Here is a 16918-nt window from a genome sequence, read left to right on the forward strand (position 1 = left end):
TAACCCTCCCGTCATGCAGAGCGGAGCGAACGAGATGCTGCGCTCCGCTCTGCATGACCACCTATTTTGAAAAACTCATGAAATAATAGTCAGCGCCTCGGTATAAGCAGGGATTTCGGCCAGGCGCTGATTGGTTTTCTGCGCGAAATCGACCAGCCAGCAGTAGTGCTGCAAGCCGTTGGTGAGCAGCAGCAGAGGCGCGGCAATGGTCTGATTATACGTGGCGGCCTGGTGGGCCACGGCGGCCGTAATGGGCACCGACGTAGCTTTGCACTCGACCAGCAGCAGCGGCGCGCCGCCGGGCCCAAAGGCGCAGATATCGGTGCGCTTCCGGCGCTGATTGTAGGCGTGGCCGCGCTCCAGACTGAGCAGGCCGCGCGGGTAGCCCAGATAACCCGTGAGGTAGTGCACTACGTGCTGGCGCACCCACTCCTCGGGCGTGAGCACCACATTTTTGCGGCGCAAGACGTCCCAGATCAGGGAGTTTGCACCCGATTTTGTAAGTTTGTGCTCGAAAGGCGGCAGGTCGAGGGCTTGCATCACCTCCAAAGGTACGGCCCGGAATCCCTGCTTCCGCTTTTCAACTGCCGTACCGTCGTTCGTAAGCACGACGGTTTTTTGTTTTTAAACAGTCATCTGTTCTATTCAGAACGTCATGCAGAGGCGAAGCCGAAGCATCTCGCGTGCAGTCGTTTGATTACTAATCCCGCTAAACACGCGAGATGCTTCGGCTCCGCCTTTGCATGACGGGCAGAAGAAATAAGCATTTCATAACCAACCATTTAACCCCACCCTATGAAGAACAAAGCCGCCATAGTGGAGAACTGGCTGCCGCGCTACACCGGCGTGCCGCTCAAGGACTTCGGGCAGTATATTCTGCTCACCAACTTTATCAACTACGTGAATATGTTCGCTGAGCAGTTCGATGTGGAAGTGCGCGGCCTGGACAAGCCCATGCAATCGGCGACGGCCAATGGCATCACGATTATCAACTTTGGTATGGGCTCGCCGATGGCCGCTACGGTCATGGATTTGCTCTCGGCCATCAAGCCTAAAGCCGCGTTGTTTCTGGGCAAGTGCGGCGGCTTGAAGAGCAAGACCAAGCTGGGTGATTTGATTCTACCCATTGCCGCCATTCGCGGTGAGGGTACTTCGGATGACTATCTGCCTCCGGAAATCCCGGCCCTGCCTTCCTTCCGCTTGCAGCGGGCCGTGTCGTCGATGATCAAGAAGCACGAGAAGGACTACTGGACCGGCACCGTGTACACCACCAACCGCCGCGTGTGGGAGCACGATGATGCGTTTAAAGAGTACCTGCGCCAAATTCGGGCCATGGCCGTGGACATGGAAACGGCCACCATTTTCGTGGTTGGCTTTATCAACGAAATTCCCCACGGTGCCCTGCTGCTGGTGAGCGACAACCCGATGACGCCCGAAGGCGTGAAAACTGCCGAAAGCGACTCTAAGGTGACGCTCGGGTACGTACACACGCACCTGCAAATTGGCATCGACTCGCTGATGGAGCTGAAAAGCTCCGGCGAATCGGTGAAGCATATGCGGTTTGAGTAAGGAGTTTGAGTAAGGAGAAGGGCTAGCACGTTAAAAACAGAACGTCATGCAGAGCGGAGCGAAGCATCTCGCTCGCGGTTGTCAGAATAGTAATCCGACGACTGTGAGCGAGATGCTTCGCTCCGCTCTGCATGACGTTCTGTTTTAAATGAATCTAAGGCAACACCTGATAGATTTCGCGCTAAATTTTGCCGCACGCCTTAACTTGCCCATATGATTAAACTTCTCCGCCCGCTCTCTTTGCTGCTGCCCCTGCTGGCTGGCTTCAATAGCTGCCAAAATGCCCCCCAACAGCAAGCCGCCGACTTGGTGGTGTACAACGCCACCGTGTACACCGTCGATTCGGCGTTTTCCAAGGCGCAGGCCTTTGCCGTGCAGGATGGCAAATTTTTGGCCGTCGGGACGGCTGATGAGATTCGGCAGAAGTATAAGGGCAAGCAGGAAGTAGACGCTGGGGGGCAATTTATCTACCCCGGTTTCTACGACGCGCACTGCCACTTTTACCGCTACGCGCTGGGCCTGCGCTACGCTGATCTGGTGGGCACCACCTCGTGGGGCGACGTGGTGAGCACCTTGCAGCGCCAGCGTCAGCAGTACCCGCAGGCCGCGTGGCTGATCGGGCGCGGCTGGGACCAGAATGACTGGCCTACGAAGCAATTTCCGACCAAAGACACGCTGGACAAGCTGTTTCCCAACGTGCCCGTGCTCATCACCCGCGTAGATGGCCACGCCGCCATCGTAAATCAGAAAGCGTTGGACCTGGCCGGCATTACAACCCGCACGCCCGTGAGCGGCGGCGTTATTGGCCGCGACGCGATAGGGCAGCTGACGGGTTTATTAGTAGACAACGCCGTGGATTTGGTGTCGGCTAAGATACCCGAGCCGTCAGCCACCGAAGCGAATGCAGCCCTGCTACAAGCCCAGCAGCTGTGCGTAGCTGTGGGCCTCACCAGCCTCGCCGACGCGGGTTTGGACAAAGCCAATATTGATCAGATGGAAGCCTTGCAAAAGCAGGGAAAGCTGAAGCTGCGCCTGTATGCGATGCTCAACCCCACGGCCGCCAACAAGGAATTTTACTTCAAAAACGGCCTCATAGAAACAGATCGTCTCACGGTGCGCTCTTTCAAAGTATACGCCGATGGGGCTTTGGGTTCGCGGGGAGCTTGCTTGGTAGAACCTTACCAAGACCGACCCAAGGAAACGGGCTTTTTGCTCTCTACTGAAAAAGAGTATCGCGCCTTGGCTAAAGAAATTGCGGCCAGCAAGTTTCAGATGAACACCCACGCCATCGGCGACTCGGCCAACCGTATCATTCTCAATATTTATGGCGAGGCGCTGAAGGGCCAGAAAGACCGACGCTGGCGCATCGAGCACGCCCAGGTTATAACGCCCGCCGACATGGGCAAGTTTGGGCAGTTTGGCATTGTGCCTTCCGTGCAGCCCACCCACGCTACCTCCGACATGTATTGGGCTGGTGAGCGGCTGGGTCCGGAGCGCGTAAAAACAGCCTACGCCTTTGAGGAACTGCGCAAGCAATACGGGCAGGTTGCCTTAGGCAGCGACTTTCCCGTGGAAGACATCAATCCCCTCTTCGGCTTCCATTCCGCCGTGGCGCGCCAGGATGCCAAGAACTACCCAGAAGGCGGCTTCCAACCCGAAAATGCCCTTTCCCGCCCCGATGCCCTGCGTGGGATGACCACCTGGGCCGCTCACGCCGCCTTCGAGGAGAAGCAAAAAGGCAGCATTCAACCCGGTATGGCCGCCGATTTCGTAGTCTTGAACAAGGACCTGCTTACCGCCCCCGCTCCTGAGCTGCGCGGAGCGCAAGTGCAGCAAACCTGGATTGCCGGCGAGCAGGTTTTTTCGATAAAAAAATAACCACTGCTTGATTATTTCAGAATACTTCCAAGCATTGAAGTATGAAAAAAGCCCCCCAGAAACGTTTCTGGGGGGCTTTTTCGGCGTTATCGTTAGCTATTAACCCCAACCTTGCTCATCGGCGCTGGGGCCGTACATGGCCGGCACCGGAATATCGAGCAGGCGCAGGTACACGCTAAGCTGGCCGCGGTGGTGAATGCTGTGGTTGAGGCCCATAATGCGCAGGGCTGCACCTTTGGGGCGCTCCATAAACACCTGGTCGCCGGCATGCAGCTTGAACGGATGCGTGAGCTTCTCGTCATCCGAGTCGCTCAGGGCTTTGCGCAGCGTGGCCGAGTACTCGTCGAAGCGGGCCAGCAGTTCATCTTTGGAGGTTGGTGTTGGGCCCGGCTTCGGGGCGTTTTTGTCGAGGAAGTCACGCGAATCGTGCTGCACGAAAAGGGTTTTAAACGCCAGCAGATTTACAACGTGTGATGCCAACTGCACCAGTTTCATGCTCTTGGGATGAGGCTGGTAATCGGCATTCTCGAAAGGCACCCGCTCGAGTATTTTGCGGGTAGTAATCAATTCGTGGTCAAGCTCGGCGAGGATGTTTTGCTGGAGAGAAGAAGTGTGCATGGGGTGGATTGAAAACAGAAAAGAAAAATTGTAGAGACGCGTATTAGCGTCTAATAATTAAACCGAAGGTCAGCGCAGCTAACGACTGGAACTACATTTAAACAACCTCAGCAACGATTGAGACGCGAATACGCGTCTCTACAGGGCAGCCGGTTTCATCTGTGGTTCTTCAGCGGTTGCATTAGAGCGCAGGCTCTGGCCGCGCATTCTGAACAGGAAAATCAGGCCTAGAATAAAGAACACAATGAGGGCCAGAATGCTGTTGCGCATACTGCCTGTGACCTGGGAGATGATGCCGAAAACGGCCGTACCAATCACGATGCTGAGCTTCTCCGTTACATCAAAAAAGCTGAAGTAGGAAGCCGTATCGGGCGTGTTTTCGGGGATTATTTTGGAATACGTGGAGCGGGAGAGCGACTGGATACCACCCATGGTCAGACCAATGACGGAAGCCAGCGCATAAAAGCTCCACCCAGCCTGCACGAAGTAGCCCGCCACGCAGATCAGCGCCCAGATAGCCACCGACCAGCTCAGGGCCCGCGTATTGCCAATGGCCTCCGATAAGCGGGCGAATAAATAGGCCCCCAGAATGGCCACTACCTGCAACAGCAGAATGGTGATAATCAGGGCCTGCGACTCCAGCTTGAGCACTTTATCGCCGAAAACAGTGGCTACGTACATCACCGTTTGCACGCCCATGTTATAGGTGAAATAGGCCAGCAGAAAGCGCTTAAGCATAGGCAGTTGCTTGATCTGCTGCCATACATTGCTCAATTCGTGAAAGCCGTTGAGCAGAAAGTTGCCCTGCGCAGCGGGCATGTGGTCGGGGCGACCAGTATCGGCGGGCAGGCGGGAGAGGGCAAACTGCCCGAATATGGCCCACCACAGGCCCGTAAAGAGAAAGGAGATACGCGGCGGCAAGGCCTTATTGGCCGGATCAATACCGACCAGATCGGGCTTGAGCACAATTACCAGACTCAGCACCAACAGAATAACGCTGCCCACGTAGCCCAGCGAAAATCCCTTGGCTGAGAGCCGGTCGTACTGGTCTTCGGTGGCAATAAGAGGCAAGTAAGAATTATAAAACACAATGCTGCCCGCCCAGCCAATCGTGGCCAGCATCAGCAGCCCTACCGACAGCACGAAGGTTTCCTGGGTAAAGAAGAACAAGCCCGCGCACGAGGCCGCTCCCAGAAAGCAGAAGAACCGCAGAAACAGCTTCTTGCGGCCTGAGAAGTCGGCAATGGCGGTAAGAATGGGGCTAAGCGCCGCAATAATGAGAAACGACGCGGAAATGGCGTAGGTGTACAGCGAGGAACCCGGCAGATTGAAGCCCAGGAAGTTAACCATATCCTGGCCCTGTTCATTCACGGCCACCGATCCGTAATAAATGGGAAAAATAGTGCTGGTAATCACCAGCGGGTACACCGAGTTGGCCCAATCGTACATGGCCCAACCATTGGTAATGCGAGGATTATTCTTCTCGACGGGGGCCGAAGTAGCCACGGCAGCTTGCTGCATACAAACAAGGAAAGTAGGAGGTGGCAGGCAAGATAACGGGTTTTCGGGCAGGTGGTGTTAAGCTGGCATTAAGCTAAAATCCGGGCCTACGAATTTGAGCCAGCTGTATCCTTTTCGCCTTCGCTATTCCTCACCAAAGCCGCGTACTGTGCGGGCGTATCTACATCAAAAATGCCCCCCGGAAAAGGGACGCTGCCCACGGCTTCGCCGTAGCGGGCAATGAGCTGACGGGCGCCCTCCGCGCCGCCCTGCTGGCGCAGGGCAGGAAAGGTAGCCGCGCCGAAAACGGCCGGCACGCCCAGCGTATCGCCGTAGGCGGCTGCCACCACCGGCACCTGAGTCAGGCGCTGCTGCTCAAGGAGCTTCCGTAATAGCGCGGGCGTCACGAGGGGCTGGTCGCAGAGCATGATGAGTACGGCGGCGGGCGGCTGGGGGGCTTTTTCCGCCGCGGCCAGCCCTGCCCGCAGGGACGAGCCCATACCAGTGTTCCAGTCGGAATTATGAGTGGTGAGAAACGGTAAACCTGCTACTTCCGCAACCAGTGACTCATGCAAAGCCCCCGTTACTAGCACCAAAGGCTGGCAGCCGGTAGCCACGGCGGTTTCGGCCGCGCGGCGTAGTAGGGTCTGGCCCTGATAGCTCAATAGCTGCTTGGCCTGCCCCATCCGAGCCGACGCGCCGGCGGCCAATAGGATCAGGGCTACGGGCCCTGCCACGGCGGAAGCGTCATTTAGCTCAGGGAACATGAGGCCGCAACCGTCGAATTTGCCCCCTGCGTGAGGGACGAGTTTAGTACGGGCGTTTGTTCGTGAATAGGGCCGTCGAGGTGGTGCAAAAAACCCGCGGAGCGGCCCCGCAGCACTGCCTGCATTTCAGCCACGATGGACAGCGCGATTTCCTCGGCCGTTTCCGCCCCAATATTCAGGCCTACCGGACTATACAGGCGCGGCACGAGGTGTTCATCGGTTTGCCAGCCTTCCGCTTGCAGCTCAGCCAGCAGTCGGTCGGCCTTTTTGCGCGGGCCAAGCAGGCCGACATAGGGCGTGGCGGTGGGCAACAAGTAGCGCAGGACGGCCAGGTCGTAGTGGTAATTGTGGGTCATGAGCACCGCAAACTCCTGGCTGGGGGGCAAATCGGCGAGCTGGTCGAAGCGTATAACCCGAACTTCTTCGGCCTCCGGGAATCGGGCGGCGGTGGCCTGGGCTGGCCGCCCGTCGAGGACACGCACCCGCCAGCCCAGGCCCGCGGCCAGGCGCACCAGCGGCTGCACGTCGTTGCCCGCGCCAAACACCGTGACGCGCACGGGCGGCCGGATGACCTCCAAAAACACGCGCAGCGTCCCGGCCACGGTATCGTAGTCGGCCGTGGCGGATCGGCCATGTTGCAGGGCCTGGCGGGCGTGCTCCCAGATGCGGGCCGCCACGGAGGCTTCTGCCATCAGCGTACCCTGGCGGGTTCCGTCGGGCAGCACCACCAGACGCTCGCCTAGCTGTACTTCGGTGCTGGTAGTGAGGCTGAAAGCCGTTACCAGGACGGACGGCTGCTCGTGCCGCGCGCAGGCGCGCAGCAACTCTACCGGGTTGGTCAGATCCAGAAAATCCAGGGGCTCCAGCAGAATCTGAATCACACCCTGACAGCCCAGGCTCACGCCGTTTTCCCTGTCCTCTTCCTCATCCATGGAGTCATAGGTAACCAGCGCCGGACGCTGGCGCACGATGGCCTGCCGGGCGCGCCGACGGGCGTCACCCTCCAGGCAGCCGCCGCTGATAGCGCCCGTCAGTTGTCCATCTTCCGTCACCAGCATGCGAGCTCCCGGCCGACGATAGGCCGAGCCACTTACATGCACCACCGTGGCCAGCGCACACGCCCGACCAGCCGCGCGGTGCGCGTCGTAGGCAGCAAGTAAGTAGCGTATTTCACTCATAAAATAGCTTATTGCTCTGGATCGGCGGCCTCGTAGCAAACCCGGCCCACGCGGCACTCCGCCGCCTCCGCCACCTCCTCATCCGGGCCGAACGCTTCCATTGTACGCAAACACCAGCAGGTAGCAGTCATTCCATCGACTAAAAGCCAGGGCTGCTCCCCGCCTTCACTGGTGCCCAGGCCCGTTTTGCTACGCAAAAAACGACAGATCCCGGCGTGGGGCTCGAGGGAAATGGGGATGTACGTGGGCATATGAATAACTGATAGTTGGCTGAGCAACGCTTGACCGCAACCCCTAGCCCCAGTTCGCTTCATGCGCGAAGTCCGCGGGGAGAAAGGGAACTAGATTTCAGCTTTTCTAGCTGCTAGTTTATTCTAGCCCTCTATCTTTTTAAAGTTCGTTCCCCTTCTCCCGCGGACTTCGCGCATGAAGCGAACCGGGGCTAGGGGTTGCGGTCAAGCGTTGCCCTCTTACGCCTCCCTAGCCTTCAAAATAGCCCGCTTCACAATAGCAGCAAAAATCGGTACCTTGTATGCATTCTGCTCCAGAGGCGTCGCTCCGGCAGTAGCTGCTTGGCCGGCAGCGCGGGCGGTTTCTTCGGTGATGGGCTTGCCTAGTAAGGCTGCTTCGGCGGCCGTAGCGCGCAGCGGAACCGGGGCAGCAGCACCCAGCACAATACTCGCCTTGGTGCAGCGGCCATCACGCTGCTCCAATACTACGGCTACGTCAGCCAGCGCCCAGTCGTAGCTTTCCCGCTCCCCAAATTTGATGTACCAGGAACCCGTGCCGGCGGCCGGCGCGGGCAGCAGCACGTCGGTAATCAGCTCGTTAGGCTGAATGGAGTTTTCGCGCTGCACATCCTTTTCCGGCGTCACGAAGAACTGCTCCAGCGGCACGCGCCGCACACCTTGCGGACCAGTCAATTCCAATTGAGCACCAAAAGCCACCAGGGCCGTGCTGATGCTGGAGCCGTGTACCGCCGAACAAGTCTGATTGCCCATGATGGCATGATACTTATTCTCGGCCCCCGCTTGGTTGGCGAAGCACACGGTGCCGCCTTTTTTCAGGCACTTAAAATTTTCGTTGCGGAAGTACCAGCAGTGCGGACGCTGCATAATATTGCCCCCCAGCGTGGCCGCGTTGCGCACCTGTGGGGTGGCCGCGTGGCTGGCCGCTTCGGTGAGGGCCCGGTAGCTCTTTTGCAGGCCACCATCGTGCTCCAGCTGGGCTATAGTGACTAGGGCACCGAGGTGAGTACCCTCTTTACCGTCGGCGCGAATCGCGTTCAGCTTGGGCAGGTTACCGATACCGACGATGCGGCCGGGAGCCAATACGTGTTCCTTCATCAAATCCAGCACATCCACGCCACCGGCTTTGAAGATGGTGGCCGACTCTGGCTTGGCATTCACCAGCATAGCGTCGGCTACCGGCGTAGTCTGCTGGCCCGTAGCCTGCTTAACGCTTGTGGCGTCGGTCCATTGAAAGGCATTCATCGTGCTAGGTCGTTAAGTAGGCAGTATTTACTGATCAAGTATTTAGAATAACCTGAGCTATATTTTGCCTAGTTTCTGTTTGGATTTGGCCAGCGCGTTCAGGACTCGCTCGGGCGTAATGGGCAGCTCATAAATGCGTACGCCAATGGCGTTGTACACGGCGTTGGCCACGGCGGCGGCCGTGGCCACATTGGCCGATTCGGCAATGCCCAAGGCATCGGTCGAGCTGGTGGCGGTGTACTCTTCTACCATAATAATGTCGATTTGCGGCACCTCGCGGGAGCCCAGAATCTTGTACTGATCGAGGTTGGCGTTCATCATATGGCCGTGGTTGCGGTCCATGTGGCGATTCTCGTACAGCGCCCAGCTGATTCCCTGCAATATTCCTCCGTTGATCTGGCTTTCCAGCGCCAGCGGATTGATGGGCCGGCCGCAGTCGTGGGCACCTACTACTCGCTCGACTTTCACGTAGCCTGTCTCGGTATCCACGCTCACTTCTACAAACTGAATGCCGCCCGATTGCCCGAAAGAAACCCCCGGCCGGAAGAAGCCGCCGTAGTCATCCTTGCGCTTTTCTGTAGCTGATATTTGCGCGGAGGGAAGCTTTTGGACAGCTTCGCGGAAGCTGAGGCTTTTGCCTGGGTTATTTTTAACCACAATTTTGCCCCCCACAAACGCCAGCTCGCTTGGCGCTACCCCCAGAGCAGGCGCTACGGCTGCCAATAGCTCCTGCCCAACCTTATAGGTGGCCGTGCGGGCCGGAGGTGTAATAGAACCCGTGGTTTTGCTACCGCCCGAGCCGGGGCCGGGCGGATAGTTCGTGTCGCCGATGCGTACGGTTACGTCGGTGGGTTGCAGGCCCAGCTCTTCGGCCACCACCTGCGCCAGCACGGTGCGGATACCCGTACCCAGGTCCTGCACGCTCGACCTAATTTCCACGGAGCCATCCTGGTGCAGGCGCACCTCGCACGACGAATCCATATCAATAAAGCGCCCCCATTCGCTTTGGGCCGCGCCCACGCCGCGCTTTACCACCCCCGGCGAAGCGCCGGGCGCCTGGCGCTTGCTCCAGCCAAAGCGCTCAGCTCCCACGCGGCGCTGCTCGCGGCGCATCTCGCTCTTGTCAATTTTATCGCGCAGAGCTAAGGCATCCACGCCTACTTTTTCGGCCAGCTCATCAATGAGCTGCTCCAGGGCAAATGCCCCCTGGGGCGCGCCGGGCGCGCGGAAGGCCGCGCCGGGGCCGGCGTTGGTCAGCACGTCGTACTGCTCGCCCTTAAAGTTGGGGTTGGTCAGGTACATGGTTTCGGCAATCCAGCCGACGCCCGCGCCCAGGCCCACGCCGGCCGTGCCGTGACTGACGAGCTGCATGGCGGTGAGGGTACCGTCCTTTTTGGCCCCGATACGCAGGGTTTGCACCGAGTTGGGACGGTTGCCGACTGCTATATGCTCCTCTCGCCGATCCAGCATCAGGCGCACGGGCACGCCGGTTTTCTTGGATAAGTTCGTCGCGGCCACGCCGTAGTTTCCGGCCCCGTATTTGGCCCCAAAACCACCACCCATAAACTCCGTGATGACCCGCACCTCGGTTTTGGGCAGCTTAAACAGCTCGGCCAGCTCGCTGCGGGCCCCGGCCGTATCCTGGGTCGAGAGGTAAACGGTCAAGCCGTCGGGGCGGTAGTCGGCTACCATGCCGTGGGTTTCTAGCGGGGCGTGGGTTTGCACCTGCGTTCTGAACTCGCCCTCCACGATGATTTCGGCTTCCTTGAAGCCTTTCTCCACGTCGCCGCGCGCGCCCCCAAACATGCTCTTGGTCGCGGGGCCGCGCACGTTGCCCTTCTGCGTCAGACCCTTGGCCGCGCCGCCCCCGCCGCCGGTTTCGCCCATGCTTACTTCTTTGCCCCCGTACACCAGCGGCGCGTCGGGCTTCATAGCCGCGTCCAGGTCCGTCACGAAGGGCAGTACCTCGTACTCTACTTTGATGAGGCGGGCAGCCTCGTCGGCGGCCTGCTGGGTAGTAGCGGCCACGGCCGCGATGGGCTGGCCGGCGTAGCGCACCTTCGGAAATTTGCCCCCCGTGGATACCACTTTGGGGTTTTTATGGTTGGGGTCGCGCTCCACGGCCGAGCCCACAACAGTTTCAATAATATACACCGCCTTCACGCCGGGGTAGCGCTCGGCGGCGCTGGTATCCACGCTGCGTACGTTGGCGTGCGGGTGCGGCGAGCGGTACATGCGCCCAAATAGCATACCCGGCAGGTTCACATCGTAGGTGTACTTGGCCTGGCCAGTTACCTTCAAATGCGCATCCAGCCGACGAGTGGGCTTGCCCAACACGTTCAGCTTGTCATTCGTAACCAGTGCGGGCGGCTCATCGGCCGGCACGTCGCGACTGATAGTTTTGAGATTGACGCCGACAATCCCGTGCGGCATCGTCAGCGACCTGGTAGCACCCGGCGCGGCCGCGCCGATAGCCGGGGCGGCCAGCGCGGCAGCAAGTGCGGCGAACTTGCCCTCCTTTTTCGCTGATTTCTTGAGTTTGCGGTAGCTGGCCATAACTTATCCTTTGGCGGCCTGAGCCTGGGTTTGGGAGTAGGCAATACCGGCTGCGGCCAGCGTCGCCTCAAATACTTTCGGGTAAGTCCCGCACCGGCATAGGTTGCCGCTGGTGGCCGTTTTCACGTCGTCGAGCGTGGGCTTGGGGTTGCGCTGGAGCAGGCTCGCGCAACTCATCACCATGCCCGGCGTGCAGAACCCGCACATGCTGGCATCGTGGGCCACAAAAGCCTCCTGCACGGGGTGTAGCTTGCCATTTTTGGCCAAGCCTTCGATGGTCGTTATTTCGCGCTTGCCTACTTCAATGGCCAGCGTCATGCAGGAGTTGACGGGCACGTTATCCAGCCACACGGTGCAGGCCGAGCAAGCACCCCGGTCGCAGACGACCTTGGTGCCCGTTAGGTTCAACTCGGTGCGCAGCACTTCGGCCAAGGTTTGGCGGGGCTCAACAGCAACTTTTTTCTTGTCGCCGTTAATTTTGAGCGTGACCGTGGAACGGCCCGGCCCAACCGTGTCGGGAGCCGGGGCCGCTTCGGCTTCGGCCAGGCCGGCAATACCGCTGGTCATCAGTACGCCCCCGGCCGCCGTGATGCCGGCGCCCTTCAGGAAGCCACGCCGCGATAAGCCCCAGCCCGCATCGGTGCCATCCTCAGGGTTGTGTTCGGAATTTTTCATCTGACTCTGAATTAATCAAGGAAATCGCCTGCCCTCGTCCATGACTAAGCCCTGGGAGGCATTTTCAGCTGGCAGGTGCGCGGCTGCAGTCAACTTCGCAGCTGCTGGGCCGCGAAGTTGACTGCAGCCGCGGAACTTATGCATACGATGTTTTGGCAGCTTATGACTAAGATAAGCAGATTCGTTCTTAAATAGTGACGACGCTTCCTACCTGGTTAGCGCGGGCGCGAATCGCTACAGAACGCGGGCAAGCGCGTGGGGGGCTTTTCTGGCCCCGCCCCACCGTAGCCGCGCCTACTGCTTTGCCTCGGAGGCCGGGGCGGCGGTGGGCGTCAGGGTGCCTTCCACGGTGATGTCGATGGTTTCGGCAATCTTGTTGAAAACGATGGTGGGCACCTCGATACGGTGGTCGGCGAGCCTGGCGGCAAACCGGCTGCTGACGGTGCAGATGCCGTTGCGCACGATAAGGGTACACGGAATGGTACGCGCCACGGCCACGCCGTGAATAGTTAGCTCGCCGGTGGCCGCCACGGGATAAGTGCCATCCTGGGTCAGGCTAAGTAGGTCGGGCAGCTGGCCTCTGAAGGTAGCGTACGGGTATCTGGTGCTTTCCAGGTAGTTCTCGTTGAAGTGGGTCTGCATCAGCGTGGAGGGAAACTTGAACGAGGCGATGGGCACCCGGAACACGAAGCGGCGGGCGGCGGGGTCAAGTATTCCTTTCAGCTCGGTGCTGCGGGCCTCAATGTTTTCGAGCGGGGCCGCGGAGAAAAAGCGCACCGAGCCGGTGGTGAGCGTGTACTTGCTCTGTGCCAGCGCCAACTGCCCCCCGGCCCCGCTCAGCAGCCAGAAAGTAAGCGCAGCGGCACGAAGCAGGGCCAGGGGCATAAGGAGGAGGAAAGCCGAGCCGCGCTAGCGCGGACGGGGGTGAAAGTTGAAGTCGCGGGAGATGTTGAAGCCCAAGTGAATGCCACCATTGGCCCAGGAGTCGGTGGTTTCGGTTACGAAGCCCTTCTCAATCATGGACAGCGAGTTGCTCAGGTGAAACTGAAACACGTGCCCGCCGGTCTCAATGTCAAAGCCCACCGACAGCGAGTTGTAGAACATAGCGTAGCTGGCCGCCTGCGGATAGCGGGGCGGCACCCGGTAGATGTACTCCGCATTCAGCGACGTGCGCTTGGTAAGCTTCAGGCGGCCACCCACGCCCACGGCGTACACAATATTGGCGTCCTGCTCGGTGGCCACCAGGTTGCGGTGGACTACGGTGGGGGCAATTTGCAGTGACAAACGCTCATTGAACTTGCGCGCCACCAGCAGCTGGTTGACGTACACCAGGCGCGAGGAGAAGTAGTTTCGGCGGGTGGGGTCTTCGAATTTCAGCGTGTTGACGGCCACGCTGCTAAAGTAGCTCACCGATACGGGCGCGCTGCCCGCCCCGCCCGTGGACTGGCGCAGCAGGCTTGCCTTGGCGAAGCCGTCGTAGGCCTTCTGGAAGGAGCTGCGCCCCACGCCCACGGCCAGAAACCGCGTGATGCCGTACTGCAGCCCGATGCGAATCGTGCTCTGATCAAGCCCCCACAGCTGGTAGGCACCACTGTCAAGGGTCCCGAAGCGGTGAGAAATCAGGAACTCCAGCGTACCCGGCTGCACTTGCTCCACCGATTGCAGGTTGATGATGCGCGAGCCCTTGAAGGTGCCCGTGACGAGCTGCCGCCGCGGCACCTCCGCCTCGTCGAGCAGCTGCTCCAGGTCCTCCGGTGGGGCGGGCGCGGCGGGTGTGGTCTGCGCCCGCAGAGGAGCCGATAAAGCCAGCCCCAGCAGCAGGGCAGCAGTGAAAATAGCGCTTGCCATCATAAAACGTTAGTTATCAGGCATACCAGCGGCCACCCACCGTTGCAGTACGTCCAGGTTGCAGGCGCTGAGCTGCGGCGCGTTTTTGGGCATGGGCGAGGCCCCAGGCTGGTGCAGCACGCTTTTGAGCAGCAGGCCGTTGGCGGCCACTGCCCGCAGGTTGGTGTAGCCTTCCAGGGGTATATTGCCCCCCAGAGTGCGGTAGCTGCCATTGCCATGGCAGGCCGAGCAGTTAAACTGAATGATGGGCTCGACGGCGCTCAAGTACGTAGCGCTGCCAGTAGCACAGGCAGCGGCCGGGCCGTAGAGGCTCTCCTCGTTGTTCGTGTAGCAGGCCGTGAGCAGGAGCAAGGCGGCGCACAAGGCCGTCGGGCGGGGTAAAGACGATTGCATAGGCAGCAGAAGCGGAAGATGAAGTCAGGGCTGCGAACCTGGGCCGGTGGAAAGAATGAGCCGGTCCTGGTCCCATAGCAGCCTTTTTCTGGCCCCTACGAGCTTTTTATCAGCAGCGTAGTGCCCTGAATGGACAACACATACTGCTCCAGCGGCCGGGCCGCGGGGCCATTGAGCACCATGCCATCCGCGCTGAACCTACTGCCGTGGCAGGGGCAATGAAACTCCCCGTTGGCGGCCTGATGCGACACCAGGCAGGCGGCGTGGGTACAGGTGAGGGAGAAATGCTTAAAAGCGCTCGGGGTGTTGCCCGCGGCCGTGCGCTGCACGAAAGCCCGCTTACCGGCATCCTGCTTGTTGCTGCCAACCGTCAGCAGTTCCTGGGTCAGATCGGCGGTCAGGTAAGTAGTGACCGGACTGGTGCCCGGTGCGGTGGGCGTGGGCGTAGAAGCAGGGGTCTGCGGCTTTTCGTCGCTTTTCTCGCAGGAGGTGACCAAGAAGCCGCCGCCCGCCAGAAGTAGAAATTCTTTTCTATCCATGATCAGAGAGGAAATTTGAACAATGAAAAATACGCATTATAAAGCAATTACGGAGTGAGTAGGCCCGGTGGTTTGAGTCGGCTTCAATTGATAAGAAACTCGTGATAAAGGCTGATAGACGTACGTTGACCAGACGCTGGCATCAGGATCACAACGTGACCCACAACCCGAATGCCCACCGCCAGCCGCTAACGCCTGACGGCTGGGCGCGATAACCAGCAAGCCCCAGCGGAGCGACCAGTCACGATGCGCTGGCTTCCGTCGCTCCGCCGGGACTTATGAGAAGGTCCTTTTGCTGCCACCAGCCGCGGGGCGGACGGCGGCCAGCGGACCCCGGCCAGCTGGGCGGGCTACGCTGCCCCGTCCTTCAGCCGCGCAGGGTGCGACGGTGGTAGTCGCGCCGGGCCTGTGGGTCGCCGGCGACCTGGGCATTCTGAAAGGTGTCAAACGTGTAAGGACGGCGGGGCTAACACGGGCCGCCTAGGCTGGCGTTTGCAACACCCCGGCCGCGCCATGTGGGGTCGTGTTACCTCCCGCCTACGTCGTTTCAACGGCCGCGTCGCACACGCGCGCCAGCATCCAGCGTTCAGCTTCCCGGAACGCGGCAGTTGCAGCCATCCACCATTCCCCTTTTTTCCTGGCATACTCCGGGTGCGCCCAGCCGTATCTTCGCGTTAGCCAAAGAACCGACGCCGTGGAGCCCCAGCCCGAATATCGCAGAATCATTCACCTCGACATGGATGCCTTCTACGCCTCTGTGGAGCAGCGCGACGACCCTGCCCTGCGTGGTCGGCCTGTGGCTGTAGGTGGCTCGCGACAGCGGGGCGTGGTAGCGGCCGCCAGCTACGAGGCGCGGGAGTTCGGCGTACGCTCGGCCATGGCTTCGTCGGTGGCGCTGCGCAAATGCCCGGAGCTGGTGTTTGTCAAGCCTCGCTTTGAGGTCTATAAAACCGTGTCGCGGCAGATACGTGCCATCTTCGCCGAATATACACCGCTTATCGAGCCGGTTTCCCTGGATGAAGCCTACCTGGACGTAACCCACAATCTCAAGCAGATAGCCTCAGCTACGCAAGTAGCTCAACAGATACGGGCGGCTATTCTGGCGGAAACCCAATTGACAGCCTCGGCGGGCATTTCCTACAATAAGTTTCTGGCCAAGCTAGCCTCCAACTACCGCAAGCCCAATGGGCAGTTCGTTATTCGGCCGCATCAAGGCTTGGCTTTGGTGGCGGAATTGGCTGTGGGGCAGTTTCACGGCATCGGCCCCGTAACCGCAGCCCGCATGAACCAGCTGGGCATCTTTACCGGCCTGGATTTGCGGCAGCAGTCAGAGGCATTTTTGCGTCAGCACTTTGGCAAAGCCGGCAGCTACTATTACGCCATTGCCCGCGCCCAGGACAACCGCCCCGTGGTAGCCGACCGGGTTCGCAAGTCCATCGGCTCCGAAACGACTTTCGAGCAGGACCTGGCTACCTATGACGACTTGGTAGCCGGACTGGCACCCGGTCTGGAATCCGTGTGGGGCTACTGTCAGCGTACCGAAACACGGGGCCGAACCATCACGGTGAAGGTGAAATACGCTGACTTTCAGCAAATCACGCGTAGCCGTACGAGCCTAACATCTGTTGATGATAAAGCGATGCTGGAAAAGACAAGCCTGGAGTTACTAGCCGGGCTGTTACCTCTGGCCCAGGGCGTACGCTTATTAGGCGTTGCTTTATCTAATCTGGAGACGGAGGAAGTTGCCGGCCGACAATTAGTCCTAATTTTTTAGGATGCTTAGTAAGTAGCGAAAAGACGTAATGTGCGGAGATCAAAAAGCAGAATAGCCTGAAAAATGCACGCTCTGCAAGCAAATCACTCGCGCTAGACCTACCTCAAACGGTTTAGATAGGCCTCGCTTT

16 protein-coding genes are annotated in these 16918 nt (G+C 59.6%); 3 read left to right on the forward strand and 13 right to left on the reverse strand.

Annotated elements, in window-relative coordinates:
• Nucleotides 1-75 precede the first annotated feature (75 nt).
• The gene (locus tag B9A24_RS20530) at nt 76-609 is read right to left on the reverse strand and encodes a type I restriction enzyme HsdR N-terminal domain-containing protein (protein ID WP_234997573.1); all 534 of its coding nucleotides are present in this window, start codon (nt 607-609) and stop codon (nt 76-78) included.
• A 186-nt stretch (nt 610-795) separates the two neighbouring features.
• Here B9A24_RS20530 and B9A24_RS20535 point away from each other — a divergent pair, with 186 nt between their 5' ends.
• Nucleotides 796-1569 carry an AMP nucleosidase gene (locus tag B9A24_RS20535; protein WP_084447893.1) on the forward strand — a complete coding sequence of 258 codons (774 nt, stop codon included), beginning with the start codon at nt 796-798 and terminating at the stop codon, nt 1567-1569.
• Nucleotides 1570-1782: 213 nt separating this feature from the next.
• Nucleotides 1783-3447: an amidohydrolase gene (locus tag B9A24_RS20540; RefSeq protein ID WP_084447894.1), complete on the forward strand. Its 1665-nt coding sequence runs from the start codon at nt 1783-1785 to the stop codon at nt 3445-3447.
• A gap of 99 nt (nt 3448-3546) precedes the next feature.
• On the opposite strand, the gene B9A24_RS20545 is transcribed toward B9A24_RS20540, so the two are convergent.
• The 12 genes from B9A24_RS20545 to B9A24_RS20600 all read right to left on the reverse strand — a co-directional run bounded on the left by B9A24_RS20545 (nt 3547) and on the right by B9A24_RS20600 (nt 15014).
• Nucleotides 3547-4065 (reverse strand): DinB family protein, encoded by a 519-nt coding sequence (locus B9A24_RS20545; protein WP_084447895.1) that lies wholly within the window; start codon nt 4063-4065, stop codon nt 3547-3549.
• Between the two features lie 138 nt (nt 4066-4203).
• Nucleotides 4204-5586, reverse strand: a complete 1383-nt coding sequence (locus B9A24_RS20550) for an MFS transporter (RefSeq protein WP_084447896.1) — start codon at nt 5584-5586, stop codon at nt 4204-4206.
• An 86-nt stretch (nt 5587-5672) separates the two neighbouring features.
• Entirely contained in the window at nt 5673-6332 is a 660-nt protein-coding gene (locus tag B9A24_RS20555) for a nucleotidyltransferase family protein (RefSeq protein ID WP_084447897.1), read from the reverse strand.
• Nucleotides 6317-7510 carry an XdhC family protein gene (locus B9A24_RS20560; RefSeq protein WP_084447898.1) on the reverse strand — a complete coding sequence of 398 codons (1194 nt, stop codon included), beginning with the start codon at nt 7508-7510 and terminating at the stop codon, nt 6317-6319. The genes B9A24_RS20555 and B9A24_RS20560 overlap by 16 nt, the downstream gene beginning before the upstream one ends.
• 8 nt (nt 7511-7518) lie before the next feature.
• On the reverse strand, nt 7519-7761 hold the full coding sequence (locus B9A24_RS20565) for a hypothetical protein (RefSeq protein WP_143435139.1): 243 nt from the start codon (nt 7759-7761) through the stop codon (nt 7519-7521).
• Nucleotides 7762-7980: 219 nt separating this feature from the next.
• Nucleotides 7981-9003, reverse strand: coding sequence for an FAD binding domain-containing protein (locus tag B9A24_RS20570; protein ID WP_084447900.1), 1023 nt, complete (start codon nt 9001-9003; stop codon nt 7981-7983).
• Between the two features lie 57 nt (nt 9004-9060).
• The gene (locus tag B9A24_RS20575) at nt 9061-11559 is read right to left on the reverse strand and encodes a xanthine dehydrogenase family protein molybdopterin-binding subunit (protein WP_084447901.1); all 2499 of its coding nucleotides are present in this window, start codon (nt 11557-11559) and stop codon (nt 9061-9063) included.
• A 3-nt stretch (nt 11560-11562) separates the two neighbouring features.
• Nucleotides 11563-12234, reverse strand: a complete 672-nt coding sequence (locus B9A24_RS20580) for a (2Fe-2S)-binding protein (RefSeq protein ID WP_084447902.1) — start codon at nt 12232-12234, stop codon at nt 11563-11565.
• Between the two features lie 294 nt (nt 12235-12528).
• Nucleotides 12529-13119, reverse strand: coding sequence for a YceI family protein (locus B9A24_RS20585; RefSeq protein ID WP_084447903.1), 591 nt, complete (start codon nt 13117-13119; stop codon nt 12529-12531).
• Between the two features lie 24 nt (nt 13120-13143).
• Complete coding sequence (locus B9A24_RS20590; RefSeq protein WP_234997574.1) at nt 13144-14085, reverse strand: DUF5777 family beta-barrel protein; 942 nt, start codon at nt 14083-14085, stop codon at nt 13144-13146.
• A 6-nt stretch (nt 14086-14091) separates the two neighbouring features.
• A complete protein-coding gene (locus tag B9A24_RS20595) occupies nt 14092-14475 on the reverse strand; it encodes a hypothetical protein (protein WP_084447904.1) in 384 nt (127 codons plus the stop codon).
• 95 nt (nt 14476-14570) lie between these two features.
• Nucleotides 14571-15014 carry a QcrA and Rieske domain-containing protein gene (locus tag B9A24_RS20600; RefSeq protein ID WP_084447905.1) on the reverse strand — a complete coding sequence of 148 codons (444 nt, stop codon included), beginning with the start codon at nt 15012-15014 and terminating at the stop codon, nt 14571-14573.
• A 694-nt stretch (nt 15015-15708) separates the two neighbouring features.
• Here B9A24_RS20600 and dinB point away from each other — a divergent pair.
• Nucleotides 15709-16788 carry a DNA polymerase IV gene (gene dinB / locus B9A24_RS20605; protein ID WP_084447906.1) on the forward strand — a complete coding sequence of 360 codons (1080 nt, stop codon included), beginning with the start codon at nt 15709-15711 and terminating at the stop codon, nt 16786-16788.
• Nucleotides 16789-16918: the final 130 nt, after the last annotated feature.

The sequence above is a fragment of the Hymenobacter roseosalivarius DSM 11622 genome (assembly GCF_900176135.1).
In the GTDB taxonomy this organism is placed as follows: domain Bacteria; phylum Bacteroidota; class Bacteroidia; order Cytophagales; family Hymenobacteraceae; genus Hymenobacter; species Hymenobacter roseosalivarius.

Coding starts and splice junctions, on each gene's coding strand:
- B9A24_RS20535 (WP_084447893.1), top strand. CDS start 796: ATGAAGAACAAAGCCGCCATAGTGGAGAACTGGCTGCCGCGCTACACC.
- B9A24_RS20540 (WP_084447894.1), top strand. CDS start 1,783: ATGATTAAACTTCTCCGCCCGCTCTCTTTGCTGCTGCCCCTGCTGGCT.
- B9A24_RS20545 (WP_084447895.1), bottom strand. CDS start 4,065: ATGCACACTTCTTCTCTCCAGCAAAACATCCTCGCCGAGCTTGACCAC.
- B9A24_RS20550 (WP_084447896.1), bottom strand. CDS start 5,586: ATGCAGCAAGCTGCCGTGGCTACTTCGGCCCCCGTCGAGAAGAATAAT.
- B9A24_RS20555 (WP_084447897.1), bottom strand. CDS start 6,332: ATGTTCCCTGAGCTAAATGACGCTTCCGCCGTGGCAGGGCCCGTAGCC.
- B9A24_RS20560 (WP_084447898.1), bottom strand. CDS start 7,510: ATGAGTGAAATACGCTACTTACTTGCTGCCTACGACGCGCACCGCGCG.
- B9A24_RS20565 (WP_143435139.1), bottom strand. CDS start 7,761: ATGCCCACGTACATCCCCATTTCCCTCGAGCCCCACGCCGGGATCTGT.
- B9A24_RS20570 (WP_084447900.1), bottom strand. CDS start 9,003: ATGAATGCCTTTCAATGGACCGACGCCACAAGCGTTAAGCAGGCTACG.
- B9A24_RS20575 (WP_084447901.1), bottom strand. CDS start 11,559: ATGGCCAGCTACCGCAAACTCAAGAAATCAGCGAAAAAGGAGGGCAAG.
- B9A24_RS20580 (WP_084447902.1), bottom strand. CDS start 12,234: ATGAAAAATTCCGAACACAACCCTGAGGATGGCACCGATGCGGGCTGG.
- B9A24_RS20585 (WP_084447903.1), bottom strand. CDS start 13,119: ATGCCCCTGGCCCTGCTTCGTGCCGCTGCGCTTACTTTCTGGCTGCTG.
- B9A24_RS20590 (WP_234997574.1), bottom strand. CDS start 14,085: ATGATGGCAAGCGCTATTTTCACTGCTGCCCTGCTGCTGGGGCTGGCT.
- B9A24_RS20595 (WP_084447904.1), bottom strand. CDS start 14,475: ATGCAATCGTCTTTACCCCGCCCGACGGCCTTGTGCGCCGCCTTGCTC.
- B9A24_RS20600 (WP_084447905.1), bottom strand. CDS start 15,014: ATGGATAGAAAAGAATTTCTACTTCTGGCGGGCGGCGGCTTCTTGGTC.